Genomic DNA, 24473 nt, shown 5'->3' on the forward strand with positions numbered 1-24473 from the left:
CCCACAACTAGGGATCATCTGATGTCGCTTCTGAACACGCCTCTGCACGAGCTGGACCCGGACGTCGCCGCCGCCGTCGACGCCGAACTGCGCCGCCAGCAGTCGACCCTGGAAATGATCGCGTCGGAGAACTTCGCCCCGGTCGCCGTCATGGAGGCCCAGGGCTCGGTGCTCACCAACAAGTACGCGGAGGGCTACCCGGGCCGCCGCTACTACGGCGGCTGTGAGCACGTCGACGTGGTCGAGCAGATCGCGATCGACCGGATCAAGGAGCTGTTCGGCGCCGAGCACGCCAACGTACAGCCGCACTCCGGTGCCCAGGCCAACGCGGCGGCGATGTTCGCGCTGCTCAAGCCGGGCGACACGATCATGGGTCTGAACCTCGCCCACGGCGGGCACCTGACCCACGGCATGAAGATCAACTTCTCCGGCAAGCTCTACCACGTGGTCGCCTACCACGTGGACGACGCCACCGGCCAGGTCGACATGGCCGAGGTCGAGCGGCTCGCCAAGGAGTCCAAGCCGAAGCTGATCGTCGCGGGCTGGTCCGCCTACCCGCGCCAGCTCGACTTCGCCGCCTTCCGCCGCATCGCGGACGAGGTCGGCGCCTATCTGATGGTCGACATGGCGCACTTCGCGGGCCTGGTCGCGGCCGGGCTGCACCCCAACCCGGTGCCGCACGCCCATGTCGTCACCACCACCACGCACAAGACCCTCGGCGGTCCGCGCGGCGGGGTGATCCTCTCCACCCAGGAGCTGGCCAAGAAGATCAACTCCGCGGTCTTCCCGGGCCAGCAGGGCGGTCCGCTGGAGCACGTGGTCGCCGCCAAGGCCGTCGCCTTCAAGGTCGCCGCCTCGGAGGAGTTCAAGGAGCGCCAGCAGCGCACCCTGGAGGGCGCCCGCATCCTGGCCGAGCGCCTGGTGGGCGAGGACGCCCGCGCGGCCGGCGTGAACGTGCTGTCCGGCGGCACGGACGTGCACCTCGTCCTGGTCGACCTGCGCGAGTCCGAGCTGGACGGCCAGCAGGCCGAGGACCGCCTCCACGAGGTCGGCATCACCGTCAACCGCAACGCCGTCCCGAACGACCCGCGGCCCCCGATGGTCACCTCGGGCCTGCGGATCGGCACCCCGGCGCTCGCCACCCGCGGCTTCACCGCCGAGGACTTCCGCGAGGTCGCCGACGTGATCGCCGAGGCGCTGAAGCCCTCGTACGACGAGACGGTCGCCGCGGCGCTGAAGGCCCGGGTCACCGCCCTGGCCGACAAGCACCCGCTGTACCCGGGGCTGTAGTCCCCCGCGGTGCGGCCCCGGTCCGGCTCGACCGGGGCCGCACCGTCCCCACACCGGCACCCGCCCGGGCAACACTTGAAGAAACGATCCATCAAGCCCGCTGGGCCCCCGGGACCCCACCCCGTCCCGGGCGCACCCCGTCCCGGGGACCCACCCGGTCCCCCGCACCAGCCCGCCCGGCCCCACCCCGTGCCGGTCGGCCCGCACCACCCGGCGGACAACGACGTCCGCCGGCCGTCAGCGAGGAGTCTTCCGTGGCCATCTCGGTCTTCGACCTGTTCTCGATCGGCATCGGCCCGTCCAGCTCCCACACCGTGGGCCCGATGCGCGCGGCCCGGATGTTCGCCCGCCGGCTCAAGAACGACGGCCTCCTCGCCCACACCGCCGCGGTGCGCGCGGAACTGTACGGCTCCCTCGGCGCCACCGGCCACGGGCACGGCACTCCCAAGGCGGTGCTCCTCGGGCTGGAGGGCGAGTCCCCGCGCACGGTGGACGTCGAGCACGCCGACCAGCGGGTGGCACGGATCAGGACCGACGGCCGGATCAGCCTGCTGGGCGCCCACGAGATCCCGTTCTCCTTCGACGACGACCTCGTCCTGCACCGCCGCGAGGCCCTGCCCTACCACGCCAACGGGATGACCCTGGCCGCGTACGACGCCGAGGGCGCGCCCGTCCTGGAGAAGACCTACTACTCGGTCGGCGGCGGCTTCGTGGTGGACGAGGACGCCGTCGGCGCGGACCGCATCAAGCTCGACGACACGCCCCTGGCGTACCCCTTCCGCACCGGCGACGAGCTGCTGCGGATGGCCCGCGAGTCGGGACTGTCGATCTCCTCGATGATGCTGGAGAACGAGAAGGCGTGGCGCACCGAGGAGGAGATCCGCGCCGGGCTGCTGGACATCTGGCGCGTCATGCAGAGCTGCGTGTCCCGGGGCATGAACCGGGAGGGCATCCTCCCCGGCGGGCTGAAGGTCCGTCGCCGCGCCCCCGCCTCGGCGCGCCAGCTGCGCGCCGAGGGCGACCCCGCGGCCCACGCCATGGAGTGGGTGACCCTGTACGCGATGGCGGTGAACGAGGAGAACGCGGCCGGCGGCCGGGTCGTCACCGCCCCCACCAACGGGGCCGCCGGGATCATCCCCGCGGTGCTGCACTACTACATGAACTTCGTCCCCGGCGCGGACGACGAGGGCGTGGTCCGCTTCCTGTTGGCCGCTGGGGCCATCGGGCTGCTGTTCAAGGAGAACGCCTCCATCTCCGGCGCCGAGGTCGGCTGCCAGGGCGAGGTCGGTTCGGCCTGCTCCATGGCGGCCGGCGCCCTGGCCGAGGTGCTGGGCGGCTCTCCCGAACAGGTCGAGAACGCCGCCGAGATCGGCATGGAGCACAACCTGGGCCTCACCTGCGACCCGGTCGGCGGGCTGGTCCAGATCCCGTGCATCGAACGCAACGGCATGGCCGGGGTGAAGGCGGTGACCGCCGCCCGGATGGCCATGCGCGGCGACGGCAGCCACCTGGTGTCCCTGGACAAGGTCATCAAGACCATGAAGGAGACCGGGGCGGACATGTCGGTCAAGTACAAGGAGACCGCGCGGGGCGGGCTCGCGGTGAACATCATCGAGTGCTGATGACGTAGGTCCTGACCAGCGCTTTTATGTCTTTCAGCGCTGTCAGGGCCTTCCCTGCTTGCACGGCGGAAAGTCCCTGGATCGGCCCTGAGACGGACGTGAAAGTCCCTGAAAAGTCCCTGGGAAATCCCTGTCGGCAAGGTCCTGGAGTGTCACCGCCCGGTCTCCCCAGGGTCTCGGCTGCTCAACGTACCCGCAGCCTGCTAGGAGTTCCTGGTCTATACACACGGGGGCGGCTGGGCCCTGCGTGGCAGCGTCGCCCTCACCCTTCACCCGACGCAGGGATGGTCCCCTCCACCGGAGCGAGTTGGCGCGCATGGTGCAACATTCGCCCAACAGCCAGGTGGCGACTGCTGCAAGACTGAACGAATGCCGGAACATCCCTTCACCTTCGTCCCACTGTCCTACGCAGCCCGACCGCCCCGCTTGGTTGTGGTGGCGCCTAGCGACAACGAGCAGTGGGTCCAGTGGGCTTCAGCGGCACTCACCAGGCTGTCCGCGATTTGGGGTTGCAGCGGAAGCGTCGTGGTGCCCTCAAGCTCGATCGGCCACCCGGCCGTGGATCGCTGCCTGGAACAGCTAAACCCCGACCATGTGCTTGCCTACGTGCCCTCATGGAGCACCTACGACACCTTGGCGCCTGGCGCTGTCGACCTACTGCTAGCGGAGAAGGAGATCCCAGACACTGCTGCCTCAGAGCAGTTTAGGGACATGGTGCTTACAGAGTCTTGGCGTGGCCCGGTTGTCCAAGCAGCCGAGGAGGTCGCTGACAAGCTTCGTTCGAAACTCGGCGTCAACAAGCAAGAAGATCATTTTCAATGCAGTCACCTTTTCGACCACGGAGCTGACCAACTAACCGCTCTGGACGCCCTGGCCACAAACCCATTCGTCGGCCTGCCGAGAAGCTTGGTGACGACACCTGCCTCGCTAGCCTACGCAATGCACACTGGGATAGAAGAATTCGAAGTTAGCGGCGAGATCACAGATGCCCAGTGGCGCGACGCTGCCACGCGTGGATCCGACTCTCCACTACTGACCGAGTTGCGCCCCGACGCCCCTGACGGGGCCTATCTTGCGCGTTCGCATGAAGCAGGGGAAAGCATACTGGTCTCAAGAGCTATGCGCGCCCGAGAGCGGATAGTGGTCATCGGAGATCAGCCTGAGGACTTTTCACTAGCCGAGGCTCTGCGATGCATCCGCGGGTCAGCAACCTGGCTTCCGTGGAAGGATCACGGGTTGAGCGATATGTGGCTCTTTTCAGGGTACCCATCGAAGCACTTGATTGTGACCAGCGCATCGCTGAACCCACAGGAGACTCACGATTGCATCACAGCGCGATGGAATAACCGACCAGTCCGCCATATTGATCCAACACGGGAGGGGAATCCATTCGAAGTCATAGCGGCGACCGAAATCGACTTGACTCAACCGAGCCTCGTGGTAATGAACAGCGCATGGGAACAACCCCGCTCGCTACCAGCCATGGCAAATCCAGACGATGGCACCCTCGTGGCGTCCCTTTCCCTGGCCGCCGAGGTCCCACCCGGCCTCGATCCAAACAAACATCGCTGGCAAGTTAATCTCGCTGCCGATAATCACCCGATCCCTCCGCACCCAGCACTAGGTTCGTCAGCTGTCATCAGTCCGGATCAAAATCCATGGGAGACGTTCGTGCGTGCCGCTGACGGCGGCATAACCTACTGGTCGCACCGCTTCGACTTTGTCCCAAGTGGAGCTTCGCTGGCCGGATCCCTCGCTTCCCCCAAGCTGGCCTGGCCCGGGATCAAGCGCATCCTGAAGGTTGCCTCCGAACAAAATGGAGTAGAAGTAGTCCCCAGCCCGGCGGGCAAGAGATCCGCTATCACCGAACGCCTCCTGGGGAATCGGAGCGATCTAGAGGAACTAGCAGCGAGCCCCGGATGGGAACTGCTGCGTCTCTTCACCCATGAAACCCCCCAATCTCTATGCCCGGCCGACAGTCGCTGGAAGCTGAAGTCAACAGTCGCGCTATCATGGGAGGCTATCGCTGAGCACAAAGACACAGATTGGGAGGCGGTCGCCCGCAGAAGGCAAATCGACCAGTGGACAACGCAAGGGGTTTTGCGCCGCGGGTTGATCCTAAGCTGCGACCATTGCCCCATTCTTGAGTTCTATCCAATTTCTGAGATAAATCAGAAATATAACTGCAGACGCTGTGAAGGGGAAAATAACCTCACCAGTGAGCGATGGAGGCCAGCGACGGACGAGCCCCGGTGGTTTTACGATCTGCATCCAGCGGTACTGGAGCTCGTCAAAAACGACGGCAATGTGCCGTTGCTGGCCACGCGCCATCTACGTAGTGAGCGCTGGGCGCGGAAAGCCCTAATCTGCGAGGAGTTCGAGCTACTCAAGAATGGGACACGGTTCGTAGAAATGGATTTTGCCCTCGCCAGCACTGACCATCTGTGGCTGGGAGAGGCCAAGATAAATAACTCGCTGGGCTCCAACCACAGAGAAATCAAGCGGGAAGTTGGCAAGCTCCTGGAAGGATCTTCTCTCGTCGGCGCTACGGGCCTGGTACTTGCCACCACCAAGACACATTGGTCTCGCTCGACCCTCGACATCCTCAAGTCGGAGACCAAGGGACGCTTGCGGGGCGGAAAACCCACTCCCAACGTCCACCTGCTGACAGGGCTTGGAAGCGCCCCCCAGCTTGCTCAACTGAGCCCCTGAGACCTACGCATTACGAGCACGTTGGAAATCGTGCCGGGCCGTGTCAGCTGGTGTTGCCGGATGCCGTTGTGCCTGATCAGAGCGCTGATGCCGGTCCGACGGGTGCCGGGCTGTGTTGCGCCGTCCAAAGGCGTCCGCGCTCCCCTGGTGGCTTCCGGTGACCGACGATACCCGGTCGGGGACCGCTCCCTGGTACGGAAGCGGTCCCTGTCGTCATCCGACAGTCACCTCTTCGGGGGAGGTCACCGGGTCCGGGGGGCGAGGAAGTGACAGCCCAGGATCTTGCGGGCCTCCTTCCGACGGCTGCGGCGGGGGTGGAGCAGAGCGACGCCGACGATGACGACGTACACAGTGATCCAGATGCACAGGGCGGCGATCAGTGCCCAGGGCAGGGGGTCGGTCGTCGGGAGCAGGCCGGTCAGTGTGGTGAGCATGGTGTTCTCCTGGTTCGTTGCCGGGCCGTGTGCTCCGGCGGTTCCCCTAGACCACCAGGCGTGGCGCATCCGGCCTTGGTGAAGGTGGGAGGGCTCCATGTCCGAAAGGCGTGCTCTCGTTGGGTGAGGGTGGATAGGTTCGCGGCATGTCTTCTACGGGTGATCCGGTCTCCGCTGATCAGCAGCTCATCGACCACGCGCAGCGGCTCGGCTACGTGGTGTCCGTGAAGCAGCTCGCGTTGTGGCGGCGGGCGGGGCTGTTGCCGAGGAACACGTCGAGTTCGCTGGGCCGGGGGCACGGGAGCGCGTCGGTTGCGGACGATGAGGCGTTCGGTCTGGTCGTGGCGCTCGCCCGGCTGGCGCGGCGGGGTGTCCGGCCGTTTCATCTGGCGCTGGCCCTGTTCGGCGAGGGGCACCCGGTTCCGGAGGAGACCGTGCGGGGAGCCTTCGGAAAGGCCGTCCAGACACTGGGGGCCGGTCTTGGCAAGGAGGGTCCGGAGGCCGGGGAGGACGCGGAGGAGTGGGCGGAGCGCGTCACCGACGAGGTGGTCGCCTCCGGGCAGCGGGTTCGGCTTGTTCCCGCGCGGGCGCGTCGGATCGATGAGGGTATCGCCCGGTACATGCGTGACCGGGGGGTGGTGTGGCCTCCGGTAGAGCTGGAGGATCTGGACCAGAATCCGGAGCCGTCGAGCATGTCCGGCGGGGAAGCCACCGCTGCGGCGGTGACCGCGGTGCTGCGTGGGGGTGCCGCCGTCACGCCGCAGGGGATCGGTGACGTGCTCCGGTCCATGCAGCCGGCGGGGTGGGGCAACCCGGGGGCGTCCCTGGCCGAGTACACGGTCGAGGACGTCCCGGACGCAGCCCAGGAGGTGTTCCTCGCCGACGGCGGGATGAGTACCGTCCCGGAAGGTGACGCCCGCGACATCCTGCTGGGCCTGGCGGAGACAGCTCCGCTGGACGATCTGCGGGACGCCTGGGCGGCGAGCGGCGTGACCCGGGAGTGGGCGCTGGATCTGTGCTCGCGGATCGAGGCCGAGCTGGAGGCCGGTGAGCCGGGTGACGCGGCCTTCGAGTGGCTGATGAGCAGGGCCCTGGTGTCCGGGATGGTGCTGATGGCCGAGGTGGGTGACCGCTACTGGTCACCAGCGGACCGCGCGGTGAACGCCGTGACGCTGCTCCTGATGCGGCAGTCGTTTCGCGATCTCGATGAGAAGGTGCCCGGCTGCCAGTGGGATCTGCTCGAATCCCCCGCTGTGATGCCGCCTCCGCTGCTGCCGTTCTTCCAGTCCAGGTTGGCCCACTCCGAGTGACACCGTAGGGCCACCGTCCTGATCACGGTTTCGTATCGGTGGAATATCCGCTGGCCTGCGGGGATTCTCTGCCCAGTCGATCTGCCGATGGGCTGGGAGTTCGTGTGGGTGATCTGAAGGCGTTCCGTGTGGATGGCGGGTGTGCGGTGGAGATGGCGGGGTCGTCGGTGGCGCTGGAGCGGGAGCTGCAGTCGCTGGTCGAGGGGAACATGGAGGCGATGCTGGGGATTCGGTTCCTGGCGTCGGAGTACGAGACGGGGCGGCACCGGGGTCGGATCGATTCGCTGGGGCTGGACGAGACCGGGGCGCCGGTGATCGTGGAGTACAAGCGGACCCGGGACAAAGAGGTGGTGACGCAGGCGCTGTCGTATCTGGCGTGGCTGAACGACAGCCACGCCGAGCTCGAGGGCCTGGTGCGGGACCGGCTGGGGGCGGAGGCTGCGGGGTCGGTGGACTGGAGCCGTCCGCGGATCGTGTGCGTGGCGGGGGATTTCACGCCGCACACGGTGGTGGCGTTGGAGGTGATCCGGCAGCGGATCGATCTGGTGGCGTACCGGGTATTCGAGGACGTGGTCACCCTGCGACTGTTGGCCTCGTTCACCGGCCCGCCCGGCGCCCCGGTCGTCCCCCGTTCCTATGCCGTTCCTGGGCTGTCCGTCCCGGTGGAGGAAGTGTCGGCTTCCGGTGGGGGCAAGACGGTGCAGCAGTACCTGGACGCCTCACCTCAGGGGCTGAAGGATCTCTTCGGGGATTTGGAGGAGGTGTTGCTGGAGTCGGGTTCGGTGCAGCGGGAGACGCTCCAGCACTACATCGCGTACCGGCAGATCAAGAATGTGGCGTCGGTGAAGGTTCAGCCCCGGAAGCAGACCCTAGTGGTAGGGCTGAAGGTAGACCCGGACTCGGTGGAGCTGGTCGAGGGGTTCACCCGGGACGTCCGCGGCATCGGGTTCGTGGGGACGGGAGAACTGGAGGTGCGGATCAGATCCCGTGCCGACCTGGAGCGGGCCGGGGACCTGATCCGCCGGAGCGTCGAGGCGGGCTGAACCCGGCGCACACGCGTTGAGGGCGGTTGCTGTACCCCGGACCACCGGCTCGGCAACCGCCCTCTTCCTCTTTTCCGCCCCATCCCCGGGGGCGGGTCTTCTCACTGTTCTGGCCCGGCGAGGTCGACGTCGTCCCGGGTGAGGACAGCCTCGCGCAGCCGCTGTTCGGCGATCTGGGCGTAGTGGTCGGACAGCTCGATTCCGATGAAGTTCCGACTCTCGCGCAGCGCGGCCACGCCGGTGGTGCCGGAGCCGGTGAAGGGGTCGAGCACCGTACCACCGGGGCGGGCGACCTGGACGAGCTGGCGCATCACCTCGACGGGCTTCTGGGTGATGTGGACGCGGTCCTTGCGGGGCTGGGAGGCGACGTAGTGGCCGGGGAGGTAGAGGTCGCGGGTCTTGTCGAGGGTGCCCTTGACGCCCCAGAGGATGAACTCGGAGTCCTGCTTCGGCCCTCCCTTACGGGGGCGGGAGGCGGGCTTGATCCAGGGAATGGTGCCGGACCAGGTCCAGCCCGCCATCTGCAGCGCGTCCGACGTCGTCGGTTCCTGCCGCCAGTCCGTGAACACCATCACCACCGCGTGCTCGCGGGCCGCCCGGTAGGACTCGGTCAGCAGGTCCGTCAGCCACGCCCGGTACGAGCGCTGGTCGCGGTTCTCGCCGGGGAAGTTCGCCAGGTCGTGCCCGGCGTCCCCGCTCGTGTACTTGGCGCGGGCCGTGCGGGCGGTGCGCTCCGAGGACGTCCGCCCGCCGGAGTTGTACGGCGGGTCGGTGATCACGGCGTCGACGGATTCGTCGGGCAGGGTCTTCAGGACGGTGAGCGCGTCGCCTCGGTGCAGGGTGAACGGCACGACGGAGTCTCCTTCGGAAAGACGACTGAGGGCCCGGCCGCAGGGGAGCGGAAACGGGCGCGGGTCCGCTCGGGAACCCCGTAGGGGGTGAACGGTCGGGGTGGAGGTTAGCCGTCTTTTCCGGCCGCTCCCAATGGCATAGTCCAGGGTTCGCGAGGTCGTTTGGTGCGGCCGGATTTCCTTCCTACAGTCCCGTCGTGTTCGCCGCGCCGGGCCCTGCCCAGAGGGTGGTTGAGCTGTGCTGTTGCGTGCTGCCCCGTCCAGCGGACGAGGTAGCCGGGCCATCGCGATAGGGGCTTTTCTGTGTGGTCGGTGAGATTACGAGGGCGGCTTGCTGCCGCCCTTCGTGTCGCGGTGGTGTCCGGGAGTTAGCCGCTCCCGGACACCGGTCCGCTCTTCTCCTCTTTTTCTGACCCGCCCGCATTCCGGTGGCCTTTTCGACGAGAACGCCGGGACCTGGGCGGCCTACACGCAAGGAGCCGTCGATGCGGCATGCCCAGATACGCCCCGCCCCTGGTTCGGCGGGGCGGTTGTGAAGAAGGTCGCGGTGATCGCGGGTGGGGTCGCGCTGGCTCCGCTGCTGCTGATCGTCCCGGTCACCGTGGCGCTGGCGGGTTCGAGCGGCGCCGAGGTCTCCTGCGGCGCGGACGCACAGGCTGTGGATACCGAGACGGTGTCCGAGCAGGTGGAGTCGATCCTGAACGGCGGCGACGGGGGCGGCGTTTCGGTGCCGGGCCTGACCAGCCCGACGGAGCAGATCCCGCACGCGCGGACGATCCAGGCCACCGGCGTGGCGATGAAGGTCCCGGTCCGCGGGCAGATCGTCGCTCTGGCCACCGCGCTCCAGGAGTCGGGCCTGCGGAACCTGGACTACGGGGACCGGGACTCGCTCGGGCTGTTCCAGCAGCGTCCGTCGATGGGCTGGGGCACCGCCGCGCAGATCCGGGACCCGGTGTACGCCTCGACCCGCTTCTACGAGGGGCTGCTCAAGGTCTCGGGCTGGGAGTCGATGACCGTCACCCAGGCCGCCCAGGCTGTCCAGTTGAGCGGGTTCCCCGACGCGTACGCGAAGTGGGAGCCGTTGGCCACCGCGCTCCAGAAGGCCCTCGCCCCCTCCCTCACCGAGGCCGACAGCGACACAGGCACGGTGGACGTCGCGGCCCCGCCTGCGGGGTGTGAGACCGGTGGTGGGGGTGGTGGCGGGGACGGTTCCGGGTTCGGGCCGATCCCGGCGGGGGCTCTGCCCGAGGGGTACGAGATCCCGAAGGACGCGCCCAAGCCGGTCCGGACCGCGATCCGCTGGGGTCTCGGCGCCCTGGGCACCCCGTATCAGTGGGGCGGGTGGTGTTCCGCGCCGCGCGGGCAGGACCCGATGGGGCGGTGCGACTGCTCGTCGTTGATGCAGGCGTCCTACCGGGCGGGCGGCATCGGGCTGTCCCGCACCACCTACACGCAGGTGGCCGAGGGCAAGCCGGTCGCCGTCGACTCCCTCAAACCGGGTGACCTGCTGTTCACGCGGGGCACGGCGGCCCGCCCGGAGCACGTGGGGATGTTCATCGGCCAGGGGCTGATTCTGCACTCCCCCCGCACCGGTGACGTGGTCCGGATCGCCACGCTCGCCGACTGGCAGCCGGACGTCCTCGCCGTCCGCCGCATCCTCTGACCTCTCCCCTCAGTTCCCCCTTTTCCCTTCCTCTCGGGCATTCGTATGCCCTGAACAGGAGTTCCTCGTCATGAAGTCCAGCCAGACGGGCCTTGTCCTGGCCTACGACCCCGGTATCAAGCCCGCCGACGGCGGCCTGCCGGGCATGGACGTCCTCAAGGACGTCATCAGCTCGATCAACCTCTTCGGGATCATCGCGGTGGTCGGGGCGCTCGCGGTGTCCGCGCTGGTGTGGGCGTGGGGTCACCACTCGGGTGGTCACCAGGCCGAGGCTAACGGCAAGAAGGGCACCGTGGTCGCGGCCGGATGCGCTCTGCTGCTGGGCGCGGCGAACGGCATCGTCAGCTTCTTCTCCGCGATGGGTACCCAGGTCAACTGATGCCCAGGCACGAGAAGGAACGTTCCCCCCATCGCGGCCCCTGGCCTTCGAGGCGTTCTCTGGCGCCGGGCGCGGGGGCGTCGGTGCTGCACCGGTCCCTGATCGTGGCGGTGGTGCTGGCGCTGTTGACCGCTGTGGCCGGTCTGGTCGCCTACCTCACCCGTGAGGAGGTCCCGGCCCCTGCCGCCGGTTCCGTGCCCGAGACCCGGCAGTCGGCCCCCGCTGTCCCCTCCCCTTCCGTCCCGGCTCCGAAAGGGCGCGCGGTGGCGGCGCCCGTGAAGACCGGTGATCCGGTGGTGTTCGCCAAGGCCGCCGCGAAGGTCCTGTGGTCCTACGACACCCGCCGTCTCTCGCAGGTTGAGCATGTCGCCGGGCTCAAGCGGTGGATGACGGCGGAGAAGCGATACGCGGACTGGGCGTCCGTGGCGGATCAAGTGCCGGACCGGGTGTTGTGGTCGCGGCTGCGGGACAACGCGCAGTACGCGACCGCGACGGTCGGCGAGGGGCACTTCCCGCAGGCGTTCAAGACCGCGCTGGCCGCCGATCCCGGGGCGATCACCGAGGCGTACGTGTACGCGGTGACGGTGACCGGGCGGCAGTCGATCGTCTGGACCGGCGTCGATGCCGGTTCCGGGGCCGAGCCCCGTTCCGCGACGCTCGCCGTCCAGTGCCGCCCCGACCGGGCGTGCGCTCTCGCGGCCGTACTGCCCACCCCCGCCCCGTGATCGGGCCCGAACGAGAGGAGGTGCCCTGTGCCCTCAGCATGTGATCTGCCCCTGATGGACACCGTCTGCGCCACCGTCGAGGGCGTGGTCGGCGCGACCGGCGAACTCGTCACCGACGGCATCGGAGCCTGGATCGCCAAGTCCATGGGCGAGATGGCCCAGGCCGCCGCCGACCTCGCCGCCCAGGCCGTGGACAAGACCACCGCCGTCAACCTGAACGCCGGGTGGTTCCGCGAGAACTACGAACTCCTGCTGCCGATCGGCCTGGTGCTGATCGTGGGGACGTTCTGTCTCCAGCTGATCCGGGCGGCGTGGCGGCGGGACGAACGCGCGCTGTTCCAGGCCGTGACCGGCACCGTCGCCGGGGTGTTCTTCGCGTTCGCGGCCATCGCGTGCACCACCGTCGCGCTGACCGTGGTGGACGCCTTGTCCGCCGGGTTGTTCAAGGCGGCGAACGCGTCGGTCGACGACGCGGTGCGCCGCCTGGTCAAGGTCAGCGGCTACGGCGCGATGTACGGGCTCGGCTGGGCTGTCCCCTCGATCGTCGCCTTCGGTGCGACCGTCGGCGCGTTCCTGTACTGGGCGGTGATGGTCGCCCGGAAGGTCGGCATCCTGATCCTCGTCACGCTGGCGGTGTTCGCGGGTGCCGGTGGCGGCTGGGAGGTCGCCCGCAGGTGGCGGCGCGGCTGGATCGAGGCCACCAGCGCCCTCGTGGTCTCCAAGCTGCTGATGACGATCGTGTTCCTCCTCGGCGTCTCCGCGATCGGCAAGACCGACCCCTCGGACGGGCTGAGCGCGTTGTCGGACGCCATGGCCGGGATCGTGATCATGGCCCTGGTGCTGTTGTGCCCGTACGCCACCTATCGCTTCGTGCACTGGGCGGCCGAGGGCGGCGGGCAGGACGATCTGCACCGCAGCGGCGTGGCCGGAGTCGCGGTCGCGGCCGGGGCGGCGAAGACCGCGGGCCAGCTCGCCATGCAGGCCGGAACCGGTACCCCCGCCCCGCAGGGCCCGGCGAAGGTCCCCGGCCAGGGAGCTGGGGGTGTCGCCGCCGGGATCAACCCCGCCGGAAGCAGCAACGCCTCCCCCGAGGGGATCTCCGGGGGCGAGCCGAAGACCACGTTCCGGTTCGGCGAGGACCCCAACGCCACCGGCGACAAGGGCCAGCCCCTCATCCGCCGACCCCGCACCGACGGCGACCGAGGTCAACCACTCATTCAACGACCCGGCGGTGGCACCACCGGCAACGAATCGACCGCGCCAACCAGCGGGGCGGCCGGGGCCGCGACCGAAGTGACCGGCACCACCGGCTCGTCCGGTGCAGCAACCCCACCCGCCTCCCGACCGGCTGCCCCAGGGTCCGTGTCCTCCGGCCCGAGTGGGACGGCCACCGTCGCGGGTCCGGCACCCGCCGGGGCACCGACCAGCCCGCCCCCGGTGATCGAGGCGATGACCGGCCCGCCAGCCGCACCCCGGCCTCCGGCTCCCCCAGGGGCGAGCCCACAAGGCGGGACACCCCAGGCCCGGTGGGTCTACCCGAAGCCGCCCACCAGCACGGACCGGCTCTGACCGGCTGACCGGCACCTCCTGGGGGCGGGCCACGCGGCCTGCCCCCAGGGGCCCCTCTTCCCCTTCTTCCTTCTCTCTGGACGGCTCCACCCATGCGCCCTGACACCTCCGCCACGCCGGCCACGGTGAAGTTCCCGCATCGCTCCCGCCGGGGCGTTCTCCTCGGCCTCACCGCGCCGCAGCTCGCCGCTGTCGCCCTGACCGGCCTGCTCCTCCTCGCCGTCCTCATGGCGTCCGGTGTCCCCGGCGCCCTGAAGCTGACCCCACTGTGGGCGCTCGTCCTGACCGCCGTCTTCGTCCGCCACCGGGGCCGGTCGCTCGCCGACTGGGCCCCGATCGCCCTGCGGTACGCGTCCCGCCGGGCCAAGGGCCAGCTCGTGTGGCTGACCCGCCCCTCCACCCGGCCCCGCCGCGAGGGCCTGCTCCACCTCCCCGGCACCGCCGCCTCCCTCCGCGTCGTCACCTCCCCCGACCGGCGCACCGGTGCCGTCCACGACCCCCACCAGGGCACCCTGACCGCCGTCGTCCGGGTCGCCTCACGGGCGTTCGCGCTGCTGGACCCCGTGGCGCAGAACCACAACGTCGCCGGGTGGGGCCGGACCCTGGCCGCGCTGTCCCGTACCGGGCACATCGCCCGCGTCCAGGTGCTGGAGCGGACGGTGCCGGACTCCGGTGACGCGCTCCACCGGTACTGGACCGAGCACGGGAACCCGGCTGCCCACCTCGCCGGGCCCGTCTACACCGACCTCCTCGCCGCCGCCGGACCGGCCGCCGCCCCTCACGAGAGCTACGTCGCCATCGCCCTGGACCTGAAGGCGGCCCGGCGTCTGGTCAACCAGGCGGGTGGTGGACTGACCGGTGCGTTCGCAGTGCTCACCCAGCTCACGGGAACGTTCGACCAGTCCGTGCGGAACGCCGGTCTCACCCCGGGCGGATGGCTGACCGCGGGCGAGATCGCCGCCGTGATCCGGACCGCGTACGACCCGAAGGCCAGCGCCGCTCTCGACCAGTGGTCGGACTCCGACCGGCCGCAGGCCGACCCCGTCGCCGCTGGGCCGGTGGTTCTGGTGGAGAAGGCTGACCGGATCGAGACCGACTCGGCCCACCACGCCACGTTCTGGATCGAGAACTGGCCCCGGATCGAAACGTCGCCGGGCTTCCTGCACCAGCTCCTGTTCACCTCCGGCGTCCGGCGCACCCTCTCCCTCACCTACGCGCCGAAGGGTCTGGACGCGGCGCTCAAGGACGTGCAGCGCAAGAAGGCCACGGTCATCGCGGACGCGGCGGAGCGGCAGCGCAAGGGCCAGGTCGACTCCGAGGAGGACAACGTCGAGTACGCGGACATCAAGAAGCGTGAGCGGGAGCTGATCGCCGGGCACGCCGATGTCGCCCTCACGGGGCTGGTGACCGTCTCGGCGGACACCCCCGAGCAGCTCAACGCGGCGTGTGCGGCGATCGAGACGGCGGCCGTGGCGGCGTTGGTTGATCTGCGTCCGCTGGCGTGGCAGCAGGCCGAGGCGTTCACCAACGCCGCCCTGCCCCTCGCCCGCCCGTGACCGGGGGACGCAGAAGCCGATGCCGACCGACCTGGCGTTCGCCACCGAGGCCCTGGACTTCCACCGGGCGATCACCGTCCCCGACGGCCCGTTCGCCGCCACCCGCCCGGAGCTGGACGCTCTCCACCAGCACTGCCTGGCCCTCTACGCCCTCCTTGACGCCCACACCACCCGCACCTCCCCTATCGACCGGGCCGGGGGCGAGGCACTGAAGGCGGCGCGGGTGCGGTTGTGGCAGGCGGCCGAGCATCTGCACGCCGCCTGGCACAGCGCCCCCGCCACCGACGCCGACCGGCTGTCGACCGCTTCCGGCTGCCGCCCCCGGCTGCCCGTGTGCGGGCGGCACATGCGGATGTCCGTCCGGGTCCGCCGTACCCACACCCCCGCCGAACTCCGGGCCCCCTTCACCAGCCCCCACCACCTCTGACCGACCGGAGCCACCTGTGTCTGTTCGTACCCGGGCTTCTGCCAGCCCGCTGTTCACCCCCCACCGCGCCGACCGCCGCACCAACCGGCGGGCGAAGGAGGAGTTCACCGCCGCGCAGGCCAAGGCCCGCCAAGTCGCCCGCACCGACACTCCTCGTGCGGTCGCCGGCCCCGACCCGGAGCTGCAGCCGACCTACCCCGCGACCGGGCGACCGGGTCCGGCGTCCGCCCGGGGCGGACGGCTCCGTCTCCCGGCCCACAGGATGACTACCGCCGTCGCCAGCGGCGCGTACCCGTTCCTCGCCGAGGGCGGTCTCGGGGCCCAGGGCATCTACGTCGGCCAGGACGTCCACGCCGAAGCCAGCTTCTGCTACGACCCGTTCGCGCTCTACGGGCGGCTGGAGGGGTTCACCAACCCGAACATCCTGCTCGCCGGGGTCATCGGTATGGGGAAGTCCGCCCTCGCCAAAAGCCTGGCACTGCGGGCGACCGCCTTCGGATACCGCGTCTACGTCCCCTGCGATCCGAAGGGCGAGTGGACGGTCGTCGCCCGGGAGTTGGGCGGGCAGACCATCGCGCTGGGGCCGGGTCTGCCCGGCCGGTTGAACCCGTTGGACGCGCCGGAGAAGCCGTACGGGATCGACGACGAGGACTGGACCACCGAGGTCCGCAAGCGCCGCCTGCTCCTCCTCGGCTCCCTGGCCAAGACCGTGCTCCGTCGCGAGCTGCACCCGATGGAGCACACCGCACTGGATATCGCGCTTGACCAGGTCGTCACCTACACGGAAGCGACAGGGACGACTCCGCTGCTCGGCGACGTCGCCTACGTCCTCGGCTCACCCCAGCACCTCGACGCCGCGACCGGAGAGTCCTCGGGGCGGCTCGGGCAAGCCGCTGAGGACCTCGCCCACGCCCTCCGCCGCATGATCCACGGTGATCTCGGCGGCATGTTCGACGCGCCGTCGACCGTACGGTTCGACCCGGCGGCGCCGATGCTGTCGATCGACCTGTCCCGGCTCGGCGGTACTGGCGACGACACGGGGCTGGTCCTCGCCATGACGTGCGCCAGCGCGTGGATGGAGGCGGCGATCTCCGACCCGACCGCCGGGCGACGGTGGGTGATCTACGACGAGGCGTGGCGGGTAATGCGGCACGTCGCCCTGCTGGAGCGGATGCAGTCCCAGTGGAAGCTGTCCCGGGGCCTGGGCATCGCCAACATGATGGTCATCCACAGGCTGTCCGATCTGCTGACTGCGGGCGAGGCCGGCTCCCGGGGCCGCGCCCTCGCAGAGGGCCTCCTCACGGACTGCTCGACGCGGATCATCTACCGGCAGGAGGCCGACCAGCTCGCCTCCGCCGCCGCCCTCCTCGGCCTCACCGGCGTCGAGACCCAGGCCGTCGCCGCCCTCACCAAGGGACGCGGCCTCTGGAAAGTCGCAGGCCGGAGCTTCATCACCCAGCATCTGCTCCACCCGGCCGAGCGGACATTGTTCGACACGGACGCCCGGATGGTCGCCTGACCTGCTTCAAGCTCTGCGGGAGATGCTCGGTATCGGTCCGCACTCGTCCACGAGGAGTGGATCGCCGTCGAAACGCTTTGGTTCCCGACCGCCTAGATCAACGAGGTCCAGGCAGGGCTCCGGTCTGGATCGACGAGCGTCCATCCTGGTCGAGGTGCCCACATGGTGCGGGCCGAACTCAGCGGCACTCAAAGTGGCAGAGGTGAGAACAGTGCTGATTGTCGGTCGCAGCGTCTAGGGTCCGACGTATGTCCGCCTCAACTGCTTGGCCCGACTCCGAGACACCTCTGACACCGGTGTATCCCTTCAACACACCAGGAACTCCGATCACCCTCTATGACGGCCCCGTGGGTGGGGCGGCAGGGTCTATAGCGAACGGAGTAGTCCAGTACAACTGTTCCCCGAGGCCACGCATCTCTTGGAGGCTGTCTACTGAGGAGCGCAGCCTCGCCCCCCTGGACAGAACTGAACTGCTTCTTCTTGCGCGCGGCATCGAGCTGCCAATTTATAGCTTGGATGCCGTCAGCGGCTCCTCCAACGGTACTTCCTATGGGAATCCTGCCGCTCCACTCAGCCGAGTCGTGGCCCATTGGTTCAATTTGCCTCGATGGCGTGGATCTGACCACCTGATAGACCACGCCGCCGACGGAACCCCACAACTTGTGTCTGCGGGGCGGAGTGTCTACCAGGCGGACGGATGGAAAATTACGCTAGACGTTCGCGCCGATCACGAGGATGTTTTCTCGGACACACGTCAGGCCGATGTCCACGTCATGACACACGTGATGGAAATTCGCCGGATGGACAGCACCTCGTTCACAGCCACTGAGGTCAAGCCTGTTCTCAAGGCTCTGCACCTTGGGCTGTCTTTTGCTCTGGGCCGATGGGTCGCCCCGGCCCTACCTGTGGGGCAAAACGACCAGGATGATGTCGTATGGGGCGAGTGGAGGCCGATGCTCTGCGACCCAGCACGCAGGATCAGTTCAGGTTGGTGGCACCCCGAAGACCAAGCGTCCCTAGCAGACTTGCTGGATTGCCTCCTGCCCTCCTTTCGCGACCCCAATAAAGGGAAGGCGCTTCGCCTGCAGACGCAGTACGCGATTACTGCCATAGCCGACCGCGGGTTCGTCGAACAGCGGATCATGAGCGGAGCTGCAGGACTAGAGCATGTGCTGTGGCAGTACCTGGTACTCGGCGGTCAGCTCACAGAAGCCGAGTACAAGTCTCGGGCATGGCCAGCGCATAGAAAGCTACGCACGGTCTTGACGGACGCCGCAATCGATCTGCGAGTGCAAACGGACCATTTTCCAGCGGCTTCATCCTTCGCAGCTAGCCAAGAGGTAAGCGGCGAGCGGCTGGCGGACGGCGCCGACGTCGTCACACGAGTACGTAACCGCCTCGTTCATCCAAAAGAGGCGCAAGAGCCTGTTTACCAGATCAAGGGTCTCGTAACTGAGACCTGGCTTCTCACCCGCCACTATCTGACACTGCTGGTGCTCCACTCGATCGGCTACCGAGGCCGCTACCAAGACCTGTCCAGGACCAACAGGTGGGTCGGCGAGACCGAGCCCGTCCCGTGGGCTGAAACTCACCGCATGGCAGGCGAGTAATCCGACCACCACTGGCGGAGATGACACCTCGTTACCACGCTTCAGCCAACCACTCGTGACAACGTCACTCTCGCTGACATCGCCGCTATGAGGCGCACTTAGGTGGCTGTGCCGATCACAAGGCTCCAGCTACGCAGTGAAGAGTGCAGTACTGCCATGCCGAGGTCTGAGACATTCAGTGCGGTTAACGGCCACCGGGCCATCGCACCGCGCGGGGTACGGCAGCGAGTCGCGACCCCAGGATCAGACGACCTCGCCTCCTCTTCTAACCCGGAACCCCCGGCCACACCAAATCGCCTCCCTTGTCTGATCATCGGGCTCCCGTGCCGGGTCCGGTCGGTCCAGGAAGTCGTCCCGAGGAGTGGGTGCTGGTGTTGCAGTTGGAGCCCGATGTCGCCTTCGGCGCTCATCCGGAGTTCGGTGTGGTGGCGGAGACGGCGGACGAACGGCCGTTTCTCGCCGAGGTCTTGCGCAGTCACCGGTTCGCCTACAGCGACCGCGTGCGGCTGTGGCAGCTCCCGCCCGGCACGCGGTTCAACACGGCTCTGTGGATGGTGGCTTCGGCGTCGAGGGAGTTCCAGGGCGCGGGGTTGGCGGTGCTGACCGATCCGAGGGTCATGATCCCACCGGCGGTCCCGGCCAAGGCCGGGGCGCGGGTGCGGGAGGCGGTGCCGGGGTTGTCACTGACCGCGGTGAGCGCCGAGTTGTCCGGGCTGGGGCGGGCGGCGGATGTCGCCGACGCGCTCGATCCAGTCCTGGACGAGGACCACGGGGTCTTCACCGGGCTGGAGGGTGTCTTCGCCTCGGCGGCGTCGTGGTGCGAGCGGCTCGGTACGGAGCACGGTCGGGAGCTGGCCGGGGAGTTGCGGTCCGGTGTGCACCAGGTGGTGACGTTGGGCGAGCGGCTCTTGGAGGTCCAGCTCGCGCTCTCGGTGATGCCGGACACCGCCCGGGAGAACGCACCGGCCCCGGTGCGGGAGCGGTCTGCGGTGCCGGATGTTTCTGACACCGCCCGTGCCCGTTCCGCGGTCGCCCTCGGCGAGGACCTCGGCGACGCCATCACCGAACTGAGGGTCCTCGGTGAGGCGGAACCGACCGCCCCAGATAGCGGTCAGGGGCTGGGGTTTCAGGAGGCCGCTCTCGCCCAGTCTCCCTCCCTCACCGGCCGGACCGTCGCCTCCTCGCCCACCATCCCGGCAGCCTGGGCGGCGCCCGCCGTCCCGGAGCAGCGCCGGGCTCGGTGAGCACCGGTGTCGTCCCGCTGAGAGGCTCTCGCAGGTCCTTCCCCACTGCACCGGCCGGAGCGCTACGGCCACCGCTGTCGTGTCCACCTGCGCCCCGCCGTTTCGGAGCCGGTCGCACTCGTGGCGGTCCGTCCGCCCGCCTCCGCTTCCCGCCGCTGTTGAAGGAGTCCGCCGTGTTCATGACCGCCAGAGCCCAGGGCCGTCCCCGTTCCCTCGTCCGCTCCGCTCCACCGCCCGGGATTGCTCTGTGTCTTCTTCCCGCTCGCCCTCGGCCACCACCGGGACCGACTTCCTTCTCTATCTGATGCTCGGCGCCGCTGCGCTGGGGATGGGGGCCGGGTCTCTGGCCTGGCTGTTCGGCAACCTCTCCAACCTCCTCGTCGGCACCGGGGCCTGGGTCCCCTACGATCCCGCCGCCGCTCTGCTCCGTCCCGAGGAGGTGTGGCCAGGTCTGCCTGCGGCGGCGATCGTCGCCGGGTGCCAAGTCCTTCCCGTCCTCGCCTTGTTCTCCAGCGGGTTTGTCGGGGTGCGGCTCTGGCTGCGATGGCGCGGTGGCTCAAGTGGTCTGGCCACCGCCCGTGACCTGTCGGTGCTGGTGCCGAGGGAGAGTGCGGCGAAGGCGATCGGGCTCCGGTCGAGCCTCAAGGGGACGCGTCCGAAGGACGTGGCGCCGGACGACCGGGGTGTCCTGCTGGGGACGTTGAAGCCGGGGCGGGCGGAGGTGCGGTCGTCGTGGGAGGACGTGCTGCTGGCGATCATGGCTCCGCGTTCCGGGAAGACGTCCGGTCTGGCGATCCCGGCGATCCTGCGGGCTCCGGGTCCGGTGCTGCTGACGTCGAACAAGGCTGCGAACGACGCGTTCACCGCCACCGTCACCGCGCGAGCTGAGGTGGGGACGGTGTGGACGCTGGACCCGCAGCAGATCGCCCACGCCCCTCGGGAGATGTGGTGGGACATCCTCGCCGACGCCCACGACCTCGCCGGGGCGCGGCGGCTCGCCGGGCACTTCGTCACCGCCTCGGTGGACGAATCCAGTGCGGGGGACTTCTGGTCGACGGCCGCCGCGAACACCCTCACGGCGTTGTTCCTGGCGGCGGCGAACGATGGGCGGCCGATCACCGACGTCCTGGCATGGCTGGCCTCCCCGGCGGACCGTACGCCGGTCGATCTGCTGTACGACGCGGGGCTGGACGCGGTCGCCGCCCAGCTCCAGGGCACCGTGGCGGGCGCCGTCGAAACCCGCGACGGGATCTACGAGACCGCCCGGCAGTACGCGAGCTGCCTCCTCGACCCGGAGATCGCCGCCTGGGTCACCCCGCCCCACCGGATGGAGAAGATCGCCGAGTTCCGGCCCGAACCGTTCGCCACCAGCAAGGACACCCTGTTCCTGCTGTCGAAGGACGGCGGCGGGAGCGCCAGCGCGATCATCGCGGCGGCGGCCGACGCGGTGATGCGGGCGGCCGTCGTCCAGGCCGAACGCGACGGCGGACGGCTCGACGCCCCGCTCCTCGCGATCCTGGATGAGGCCGCGAACGTGTGCAAGATCCAGGATCTCCCGGACCTGTACTCCCACTTGGGGTCCCGGGGTGTTATCCCGGTGACGATCCTCCAGTCCTACCGGCAGGGGGTGCGGGTGTGGGGTGAGAGCGGGATGGACGCCCTGTGGTCCGCTGCGACGGTCAAGCTGATCGGCTCGGGTATCGATGACGCCGACTTCGCCGACAAGCTGAGCCGCCTCGTCGGTGACCACGATGTCCGCACCGTGTCGGTCTCCACGAGCGAGTCGGGCAAGTCGACGTCGGTGTCGATGCGGCAGGAGCGAGTCCTGCCCGCCGACGCGATCCGCGCGCTCCCGAAAGGCTCAGCGCTGCTGCTGGCCACCGGCATCCGCCCCGCGCTCCTCGACTTGAAGCCCTGGTACAAGGAGCCGGACGCCGCCCGCCACGGTGCCGCGTCCGCAACGGCGACGGCCGCGATCACCGAACGCGCCCTCGCCAAGACCCTCGGCCGCGACGGCTTCGGACCCGCCACGTGATCGCTCCGCATGTCTCTTGCCAGCGCAGACGGACACCGCGCCCGCCTCCCCGTTCCGTCTCGCACCTCCCGGAGCCCTCTATGTCGTCCTCTCCACCCGCGCTGTCCCGTTTGCTCGGTGACGCCCCGGTCGTCCGCCGCAGCGGCGAGTGGTGGCTCACCACCCCTGCCCTCCCGGTCCGGCTCGACGACCCCGCGTTCACGGTCGGCCTGGACCGGTTCGCTGCCGATTTCGCTGATGCCCAGCAGGCCGTCGCCGCGCTCCGCTCCCGCCGGAGCCCGGCGTGACCCCCCTCGACCGCGCCGAACAGGCCGTGATCGGCGCGGTGTTCCTCGACCCCTCCCAGCTCGACCATTTCGGGTCGTGGCTGCGGCCCGAGCACTTCTACCGGCCCGCCCACCAGGCCCTCTACGCCTCCGTCCTCGCCCTGCGCGAGCGCGCCCACCCCGGGAGCACTGCGGCGGTGGGGGCGGTCCCGGTGTCCTGGGTGGCGGACGCGGTCACCGAGGCTGGCACCCGCATCCGGGGCGTCACCGCGCCGTACGCGCACCAGCTCGTCGCCGCCTGCCCCCGGCCGGAGCACGCGGTGGTGTACGGGCGGATGGTGCTGGAGGGCGCCATCCACCGCACCGTCGCCGAGCACGCCGTCCGCCTCCACCAGGCCGCCCGCGCCGACACCGTCCGCAGCGGCACCGAGGAGACCCTCCTCCGGGCGGATGCTCTCGCCCGGGTGCTGGCTGACCTCGCCCGCCGCTGGGGTGTCGACGCCCGCCCCGTTCCACCCCCGGCCGGTCCCGAACTCGTCGTTCAGACCCCGGCGGTGGACGAGGATCTGCACGCGGACGAGGAGTTCCTGCTGGCCTGCCTGGCCGCCCGCCCGGACCAGCTCGGCGTGGTCGTCGGCTGGCTCCGTCCCGAGGACTTCGCCGACCTCGGGCACCAGCAGCTCTACCGGGCCCTCGGTGCCCTGCACCACCGGGGCGAACCTGTCGACCAGCTCACGGTGCTGTGGGAGGTCCAACGGCGCGGCGCCCTCAACGACTGCGCCCTGGACGCCGAGCGGGTCGTACGGGTGCTCGACCCGCTGGGGGTCGCCGGGTCGGCCGAATTCTTCGGCGAACGGGTCGTCGGTGCCGCCCTGGTGCGGACGGCGTTCGAGTCCGCGCAGCGCGTCCGGGTCCTGGCCGAGGACGCGGCGGTTCCCGCCGGGCGGCTGATCGGGCACGCCCTGCACGCCCTCGGCCCGCTGGACGAGGTCCGCCGCCGCTGGCACACCGCCCGCACCGGACCCACGCCCGAGAAGCCGCAGCCGCCCGGACCCGATCGGGGGTCTCCGGGACGGGCGGAGGCTGCCCGCGCCCGTAGCCGCCCCCACCGCGCCGCGCCGTCCCCGGCTGCCGCCGCTATTACTGCTGTTCCCTCCCGTACGCCCCGACGGAGCCCCGCATGACGAACCACCTCGCCGGTCGTGCCTGGCTGGAGCAGGACGAGCTGTACGCGGTTGCCCGCGAGTCCGATGCACTCGGCCGGGCCATCGTCGTCCCCTCGTCGCCTGCCGAGCTGCCCGACCTGGTCACCGCGTCCCAGCAGCTCCGTGCCCTGAGCGGGCTGGTCAACGACCTGGCCGACGAGGTCCAGTCACGGGCCTCGGACAACGACCCCGGGCTCGCTCTCGGGCCGGTCATCTCCGGGTACACGGCGGCGGCCGTCCACGCGGGCCGGGCCCTGGCGCACTTCACCGAGGCGTACCAGCGGCTCGGCTACCTCCACCGCCCTGCCCAGGCCCCGGGCAGCGGCGGGGGCCTGCGGCATGCCAGTCAGGCCGAGTTCCGCTCGATCCAGGATGGGTTGGGGCGCGTTCACGACAGCCTGGACGGCGTGGGCCGGGAGCTGCGGGGCTGTGCGGACGGGATCGATACCACGCCGCTTCGAGTGCTCGCCGCGCTCCACCGCTCCGTCCCGGCGAACTCGATCTACCGCACCCCGCCTCCGCAGACCCCGGCGCCCCGGCTCCCGAATCCCCCGGAGCCCCGCCGTGGCCGCTGAACCACCCGCCTCGGGCGGGCGCCTGATCGGGAGCCTGTGCTCCGGATACGGGGGCCTGGACCTGAGTGTCCAGTCGGTACTCGGTGGACGGATGGCCTGGCACGCCGATACCGACCCGGGCGCCTCGCGGATTCTGGCCCGGCACTGGCCGAGTGTGCCGAACCTCGGCGACATCTCGACGGTGGACTGGGCAACGGTTCCGGAGGTGTGCGTCCTGACGGCCGGTTTCCCCTGTCAAAGACGTCTCGGTCGCCGGTCGCCGGGCCGGGCTGCCCGCGGGCACCCGTCCGGTCTGTGGCACCACGTCGCCCGCGCCATCGAGGTCCTTCAACCGTGTCTGGTGGTGATCGAGAATGTCCGGGGGCTCCTCAACGGCCTCGGTACTGGTGGGCTCGCGTATTCAACTGTCGCCAGTTCTCCGCGGTGATCAGCCCGACG

The 24473-nt window shown here is 69.5% G+C and carries 21 protein-coding genes; 19 read left to right on the forward strand and 2 right to left on the reverse strand.

Annotation, left to right across the window (positions count from 1 at the left end; genetic code table 11):
- Window positions 1-21 precede the first annotated feature (21 nt).
- The 3 genes from glyA (at window position 22) to ABT092_RS04805 (ending at window position 5624) form a co-directional block, all read left to right on the forward strand.
- Window positions 22-1290, forward strand: coding sequence for a serine hydroxymethyltransferase (gene glyA / locus ABT092_RS04795; protein WP_351239797.1), 1269 nt, complete (start codon window positions 22-24; stop codon window positions 1288-1290).
- Window positions 1291-1544: 254 nt separating this feature from the next.
- The gene (locus tag ABT092_RS04800; RefSeq protein WP_351239799.1) at window positions 1545-2912 is read left to right on the forward strand and encodes an L-serine ammonia-lyase; all 1368 of its coding nucleotides are present in this window, start codon (window positions 1545-1547) and stop codon (window positions 2910-2912) included.
- A 1443-nt stretch (window positions 2913-4355) separates the two neighbouring features.
- Entirely contained in the window at window positions 4356-5624 is a 1269-nt protein-coding gene (locus tag ABT092_RS04805) for a hypothetical protein (RefSeq protein WP_351239801.1), read from the forward strand.
- A 242-nt stretch (window positions 5625-5866) separates the two neighbouring features.
- Here ABT092_RS04805 and ABT092_RS04810 read toward each other — a convergent pair whose 3' ends face one another.
- On the reverse strand, window positions 5867-6058 hold the full coding sequence (locus ABT092_RS04810) for a hypothetical protein (protein WP_351239803.1): 192 nt from the start codon (window positions 6056-6058) through the stop codon (window positions 5867-5869).
- 146 nt (window positions 6059-6204) lie between these two features.
- Here ABT092_RS04810 and ABT092_RS04815 point away from each other — a divergent pair, with 146 nt between their 5' ends.
- Together ABT092_RS04815 and ABT092_RS04820 are read left to right on the forward strand one after the other, a co-directional pair.
- A complete protein-coding gene (locus ABT092_RS04815) occupies window positions 6205-7368 on the forward strand; it encodes a hypothetical protein (protein ID WP_351239805.1) in 1164 nt (387 codons plus the stop codon).
- A 104-nt stretch (window positions 7369-7472) separates the two neighbouring features.
- On the forward strand, window positions 7473-8411 hold the full coding sequence (locus ABT092_RS04820; protein ID WP_502968394.1) for a DUF5655 domain-containing protein: 939 nt from the start codon (window positions 7473-7475) through the stop codon (window positions 8409-8411).
- Window positions 8412-8512: 101 nt separating this feature from the next.
- On the opposite strand, the gene ABT092_RS04825 is transcribed toward ABT092_RS04820, so the two are convergent.
- The gene (locus ABT092_RS04825) at window positions 8513-9262 is read right to left on the reverse strand and encodes a DNA-methyltransferase (RefSeq protein ID WP_351239807.1); all 750 of its coding nucleotides are present in this window, start codon (window positions 9260-9262) and stop codon (window positions 8513-8515) included.
- 532 nt (window positions 9263-9794) lie between these two features.
- On the opposite strand from ABT092_RS04825, the gene ABT092_RS04830 reads away from it, so the two are divergent.
- From ABT092_RS04830 to ABT092_RS04895, 14 genes are all read left to right on the forward strand, one after another.
- The gene (locus ABT092_RS04830) at window positions 9795-10925 is read left to right on the forward strand and encodes a C40 family peptidase (RefSeq protein ID WP_351239809.1); all 1131 of its coding nucleotides are present in this window, start codon (window positions 9795-9797) and stop codon (window positions 10923-10925) included.
- Between the two features lie 70 nt (window positions 10926-10995).
- On the forward strand, window positions 10996-11304 hold the full coding sequence (locus ABT092_RS04835) for a DUF6112 family protein (protein WP_351239811.1): 309 nt from the start codon (window positions 10996-10998) through the stop codon (window positions 11302-11304).
- A gap of 83 nt (window positions 11305-11387) precedes the next feature.
- On the forward strand, window positions 11388-12029 hold the full coding sequence (locus ABT092_RS04840) for a hypothetical protein (protein ID WP_351239813.1): 642 nt from the start codon (window positions 11388-11390) through the stop codon (window positions 12027-12029).
- A gap of 27 nt (window positions 12030-12056) precedes the next feature.
- Window positions 12057-13598 (forward strand): SCO6881 family protein, encoded by a 1542-nt coding sequence (locus ABT092_RS04845; RefSeq protein ID WP_502968386.1) that lies wholly within the window; start codon window positions 12057-12059, stop codon window positions 13596-13598.
- A 92-nt stretch (window positions 13599-13690) separates the two neighbouring features.
- Window positions 13691-15154 (forward strand): SCO6880 family protein, encoded by a 1464-nt coding sequence (locus ABT092_RS04850; RefSeq protein ID WP_351239815.1) that lies wholly within the window; start codon window positions 13691-13693, stop codon window positions 15152-15154.
- Window positions 15155-15173: 19 nt separating this feature from the next.
- Window positions 15174-15581, forward strand: a complete 408-nt coding sequence (locus tag ABT092_RS04855; protein WP_351239817.1) for a DUF6238 family protein — start codon at window positions 15174-15176, stop codon at window positions 15579-15581.
- Window positions 15582-15597: 16 nt separating this feature from the next.
- Window positions 15598-17100, forward strand: coding sequence for a putative type IV secretion/conjugal transfer ATPase (locus ABT092_RS04860; protein ID WP_351239819.1), 1503 nt, complete (start codon window positions 15598-15600; stop codon window positions 17098-17100).
- A 248-nt stretch (window positions 17101-17348) separates the two neighbouring features.
- On the forward strand, window positions 17349-18710 hold the full coding sequence (locus ABT092_RS04865; protein WP_502968387.1) for a YopA family protein: 1362 nt from the start codon (window positions 17349-17351) through the stop codon (window positions 18708-18710).
- Between the two features lie 371 nt (window positions 18711-19081).
- Window positions 19082-19954 carry a hypothetical protein gene (locus tag ABT092_RS04870; RefSeq protein WP_351239823.1) on the forward strand — a complete coding sequence of 291 codons (873 nt, stop codon included), beginning with the start codon at window positions 19082-19084 and terminating at the stop codon, window positions 19952-19954.
- A 304-nt stretch (window positions 19955-20258) separates the two neighbouring features.
- Window positions 20259-21989 (forward strand): type IV secretory system conjugative DNA transfer family protein, encoded by a 1731-nt coding sequence (locus tag ABT092_RS04875; RefSeq protein WP_351239993.1) that lies wholly within the window; start codon window positions 20259-20261, stop codon window positions 21987-21989.
- A gap of 80 nt (window positions 21990-22069) precedes the next feature.
- Window positions 22070-22276 (forward strand): hypothetical protein, encoded by a 207-nt coding sequence (locus ABT092_RS04880; protein WP_351239825.1) that lies wholly within the window; start codon window positions 22070-22072, stop codon window positions 22274-22276.
- Window positions 22273-23439: a DnaB-like helicase N-terminal domain-containing protein gene (locus ABT092_RS04885; protein ID WP_351239827.1), complete on the forward strand. Its 1167-nt coding sequence runs from the start codon at window positions 22273-22275 to the stop codon at window positions 23437-23439. The genes ABT092_RS04880 and ABT092_RS04885 overlap by 4 nt, the downstream gene beginning before the upstream one ends.
- Entirely contained in the window at window positions 23436-24035 is a 600-nt protein-coding gene (locus ABT092_RS04890; RefSeq protein WP_351239829.1) for a hypothetical protein, read from the forward strand. Before ABT092_RS04885 ends, ABT092_RS04890 begins: the two co-directional genes overlap by 4 nt.
- The gene (locus ABT092_RS04895) at window positions 24025-24462 is read left to right on the forward strand and encodes a DNA cytosine methyltransferase (RefSeq protein WP_351239831.1); all 438 of its coding nucleotides are present in this window, start codon (window positions 24025-24027) and stop codon (window positions 24460-24462) included. The genes ABT092_RS04890 and ABT092_RS04895 overlap by 11 nt, the downstream gene beginning before the upstream one ends.
- Window positions 24463-24473 lie beyond the last annotated feature (11 nt).

This window comes from Streptomyces sp. NPDC002490 (assembly GCF_040296045.1).
GTDB lineage: Bacteria > Actinomycetota > Actinomycetes > Streptomycetales > Streptomycetaceae > Streptomyces.

Coding starts and splice junctions, on each gene's coding strand:
- ABT092_RS04875 (WP_351239993.1), top strand. CDS start 20,259: ATGCTCGGCGCCGCTGCGCTGGGGATGGGGGCCGGGTCTCTGGCCTGG.
- ABT092_RS04855 (WP_351239817.1), top strand. CDS start 15,174: ATGCCGACCGACCTGGCGTTCGCCACCGAGGCCCTGGACTTCCACCGG.
- ABT092_RS04815 (WP_351239805.1), top strand. CDS start 6,205: ATGTCTTCTACGGGTGATCCGGTCTCCGCTGATCAGCAGCTCATCGAC.
- ABT092_RS04880 (WP_351239825.1), top strand. CDS start 22,070: ATGTCGTCCTCTCCACCCGCGCTGTCCCGTTTGCTCGGTGACGCCCCG.
- ABT092_RS04890 (WP_351239829.1), top strand. CDS start 23,436: ATGACGAACCACCTCGCCGGTCGTGCCTGGCTGGAGCAGGACGAGCTG.
- ABT092_RS04805 (WP_351239801.1), top strand. CDS start 4,356: ATGAACAGCGCATGGGAACAACCCCGCTCGCTACCAGCCATGGCAAAT.
- ABT092_RS04835 (WP_351239811.1), top strand. CDS start 10,996: ATGAAGTCCAGCCAGACGGGCCTTGTCCTGGCCTACGACCCCGGTATC.
- glyA (WP_351239797.1), top strand. CDS start 22: ATGTCGCTTCTGAACACGCCTCTGCACGAGCTGGACCCGGACGTCGCC.
- ABT092_RS04810 (WP_351239803.1), bottom strand. CDS start 6,058: ATGCTCACCACACTGACCGGCCTGCTCCCGACGACCGACCCCCTGCCC.
- ABT092_RS04850 (WP_351239815.1), top strand. CDS start 13,691: ATGCGCCCTGACACCTCCGCCACGCCGGCCACGGTGAAGTTCCCGCAT.
- ABT092_RS04865 (WP_502968387.1), top strand. CDS start 17,349: ATGTCCGCCTCAACTGCTTGGCCCGACTCCGAGACACCTCTGACACCG.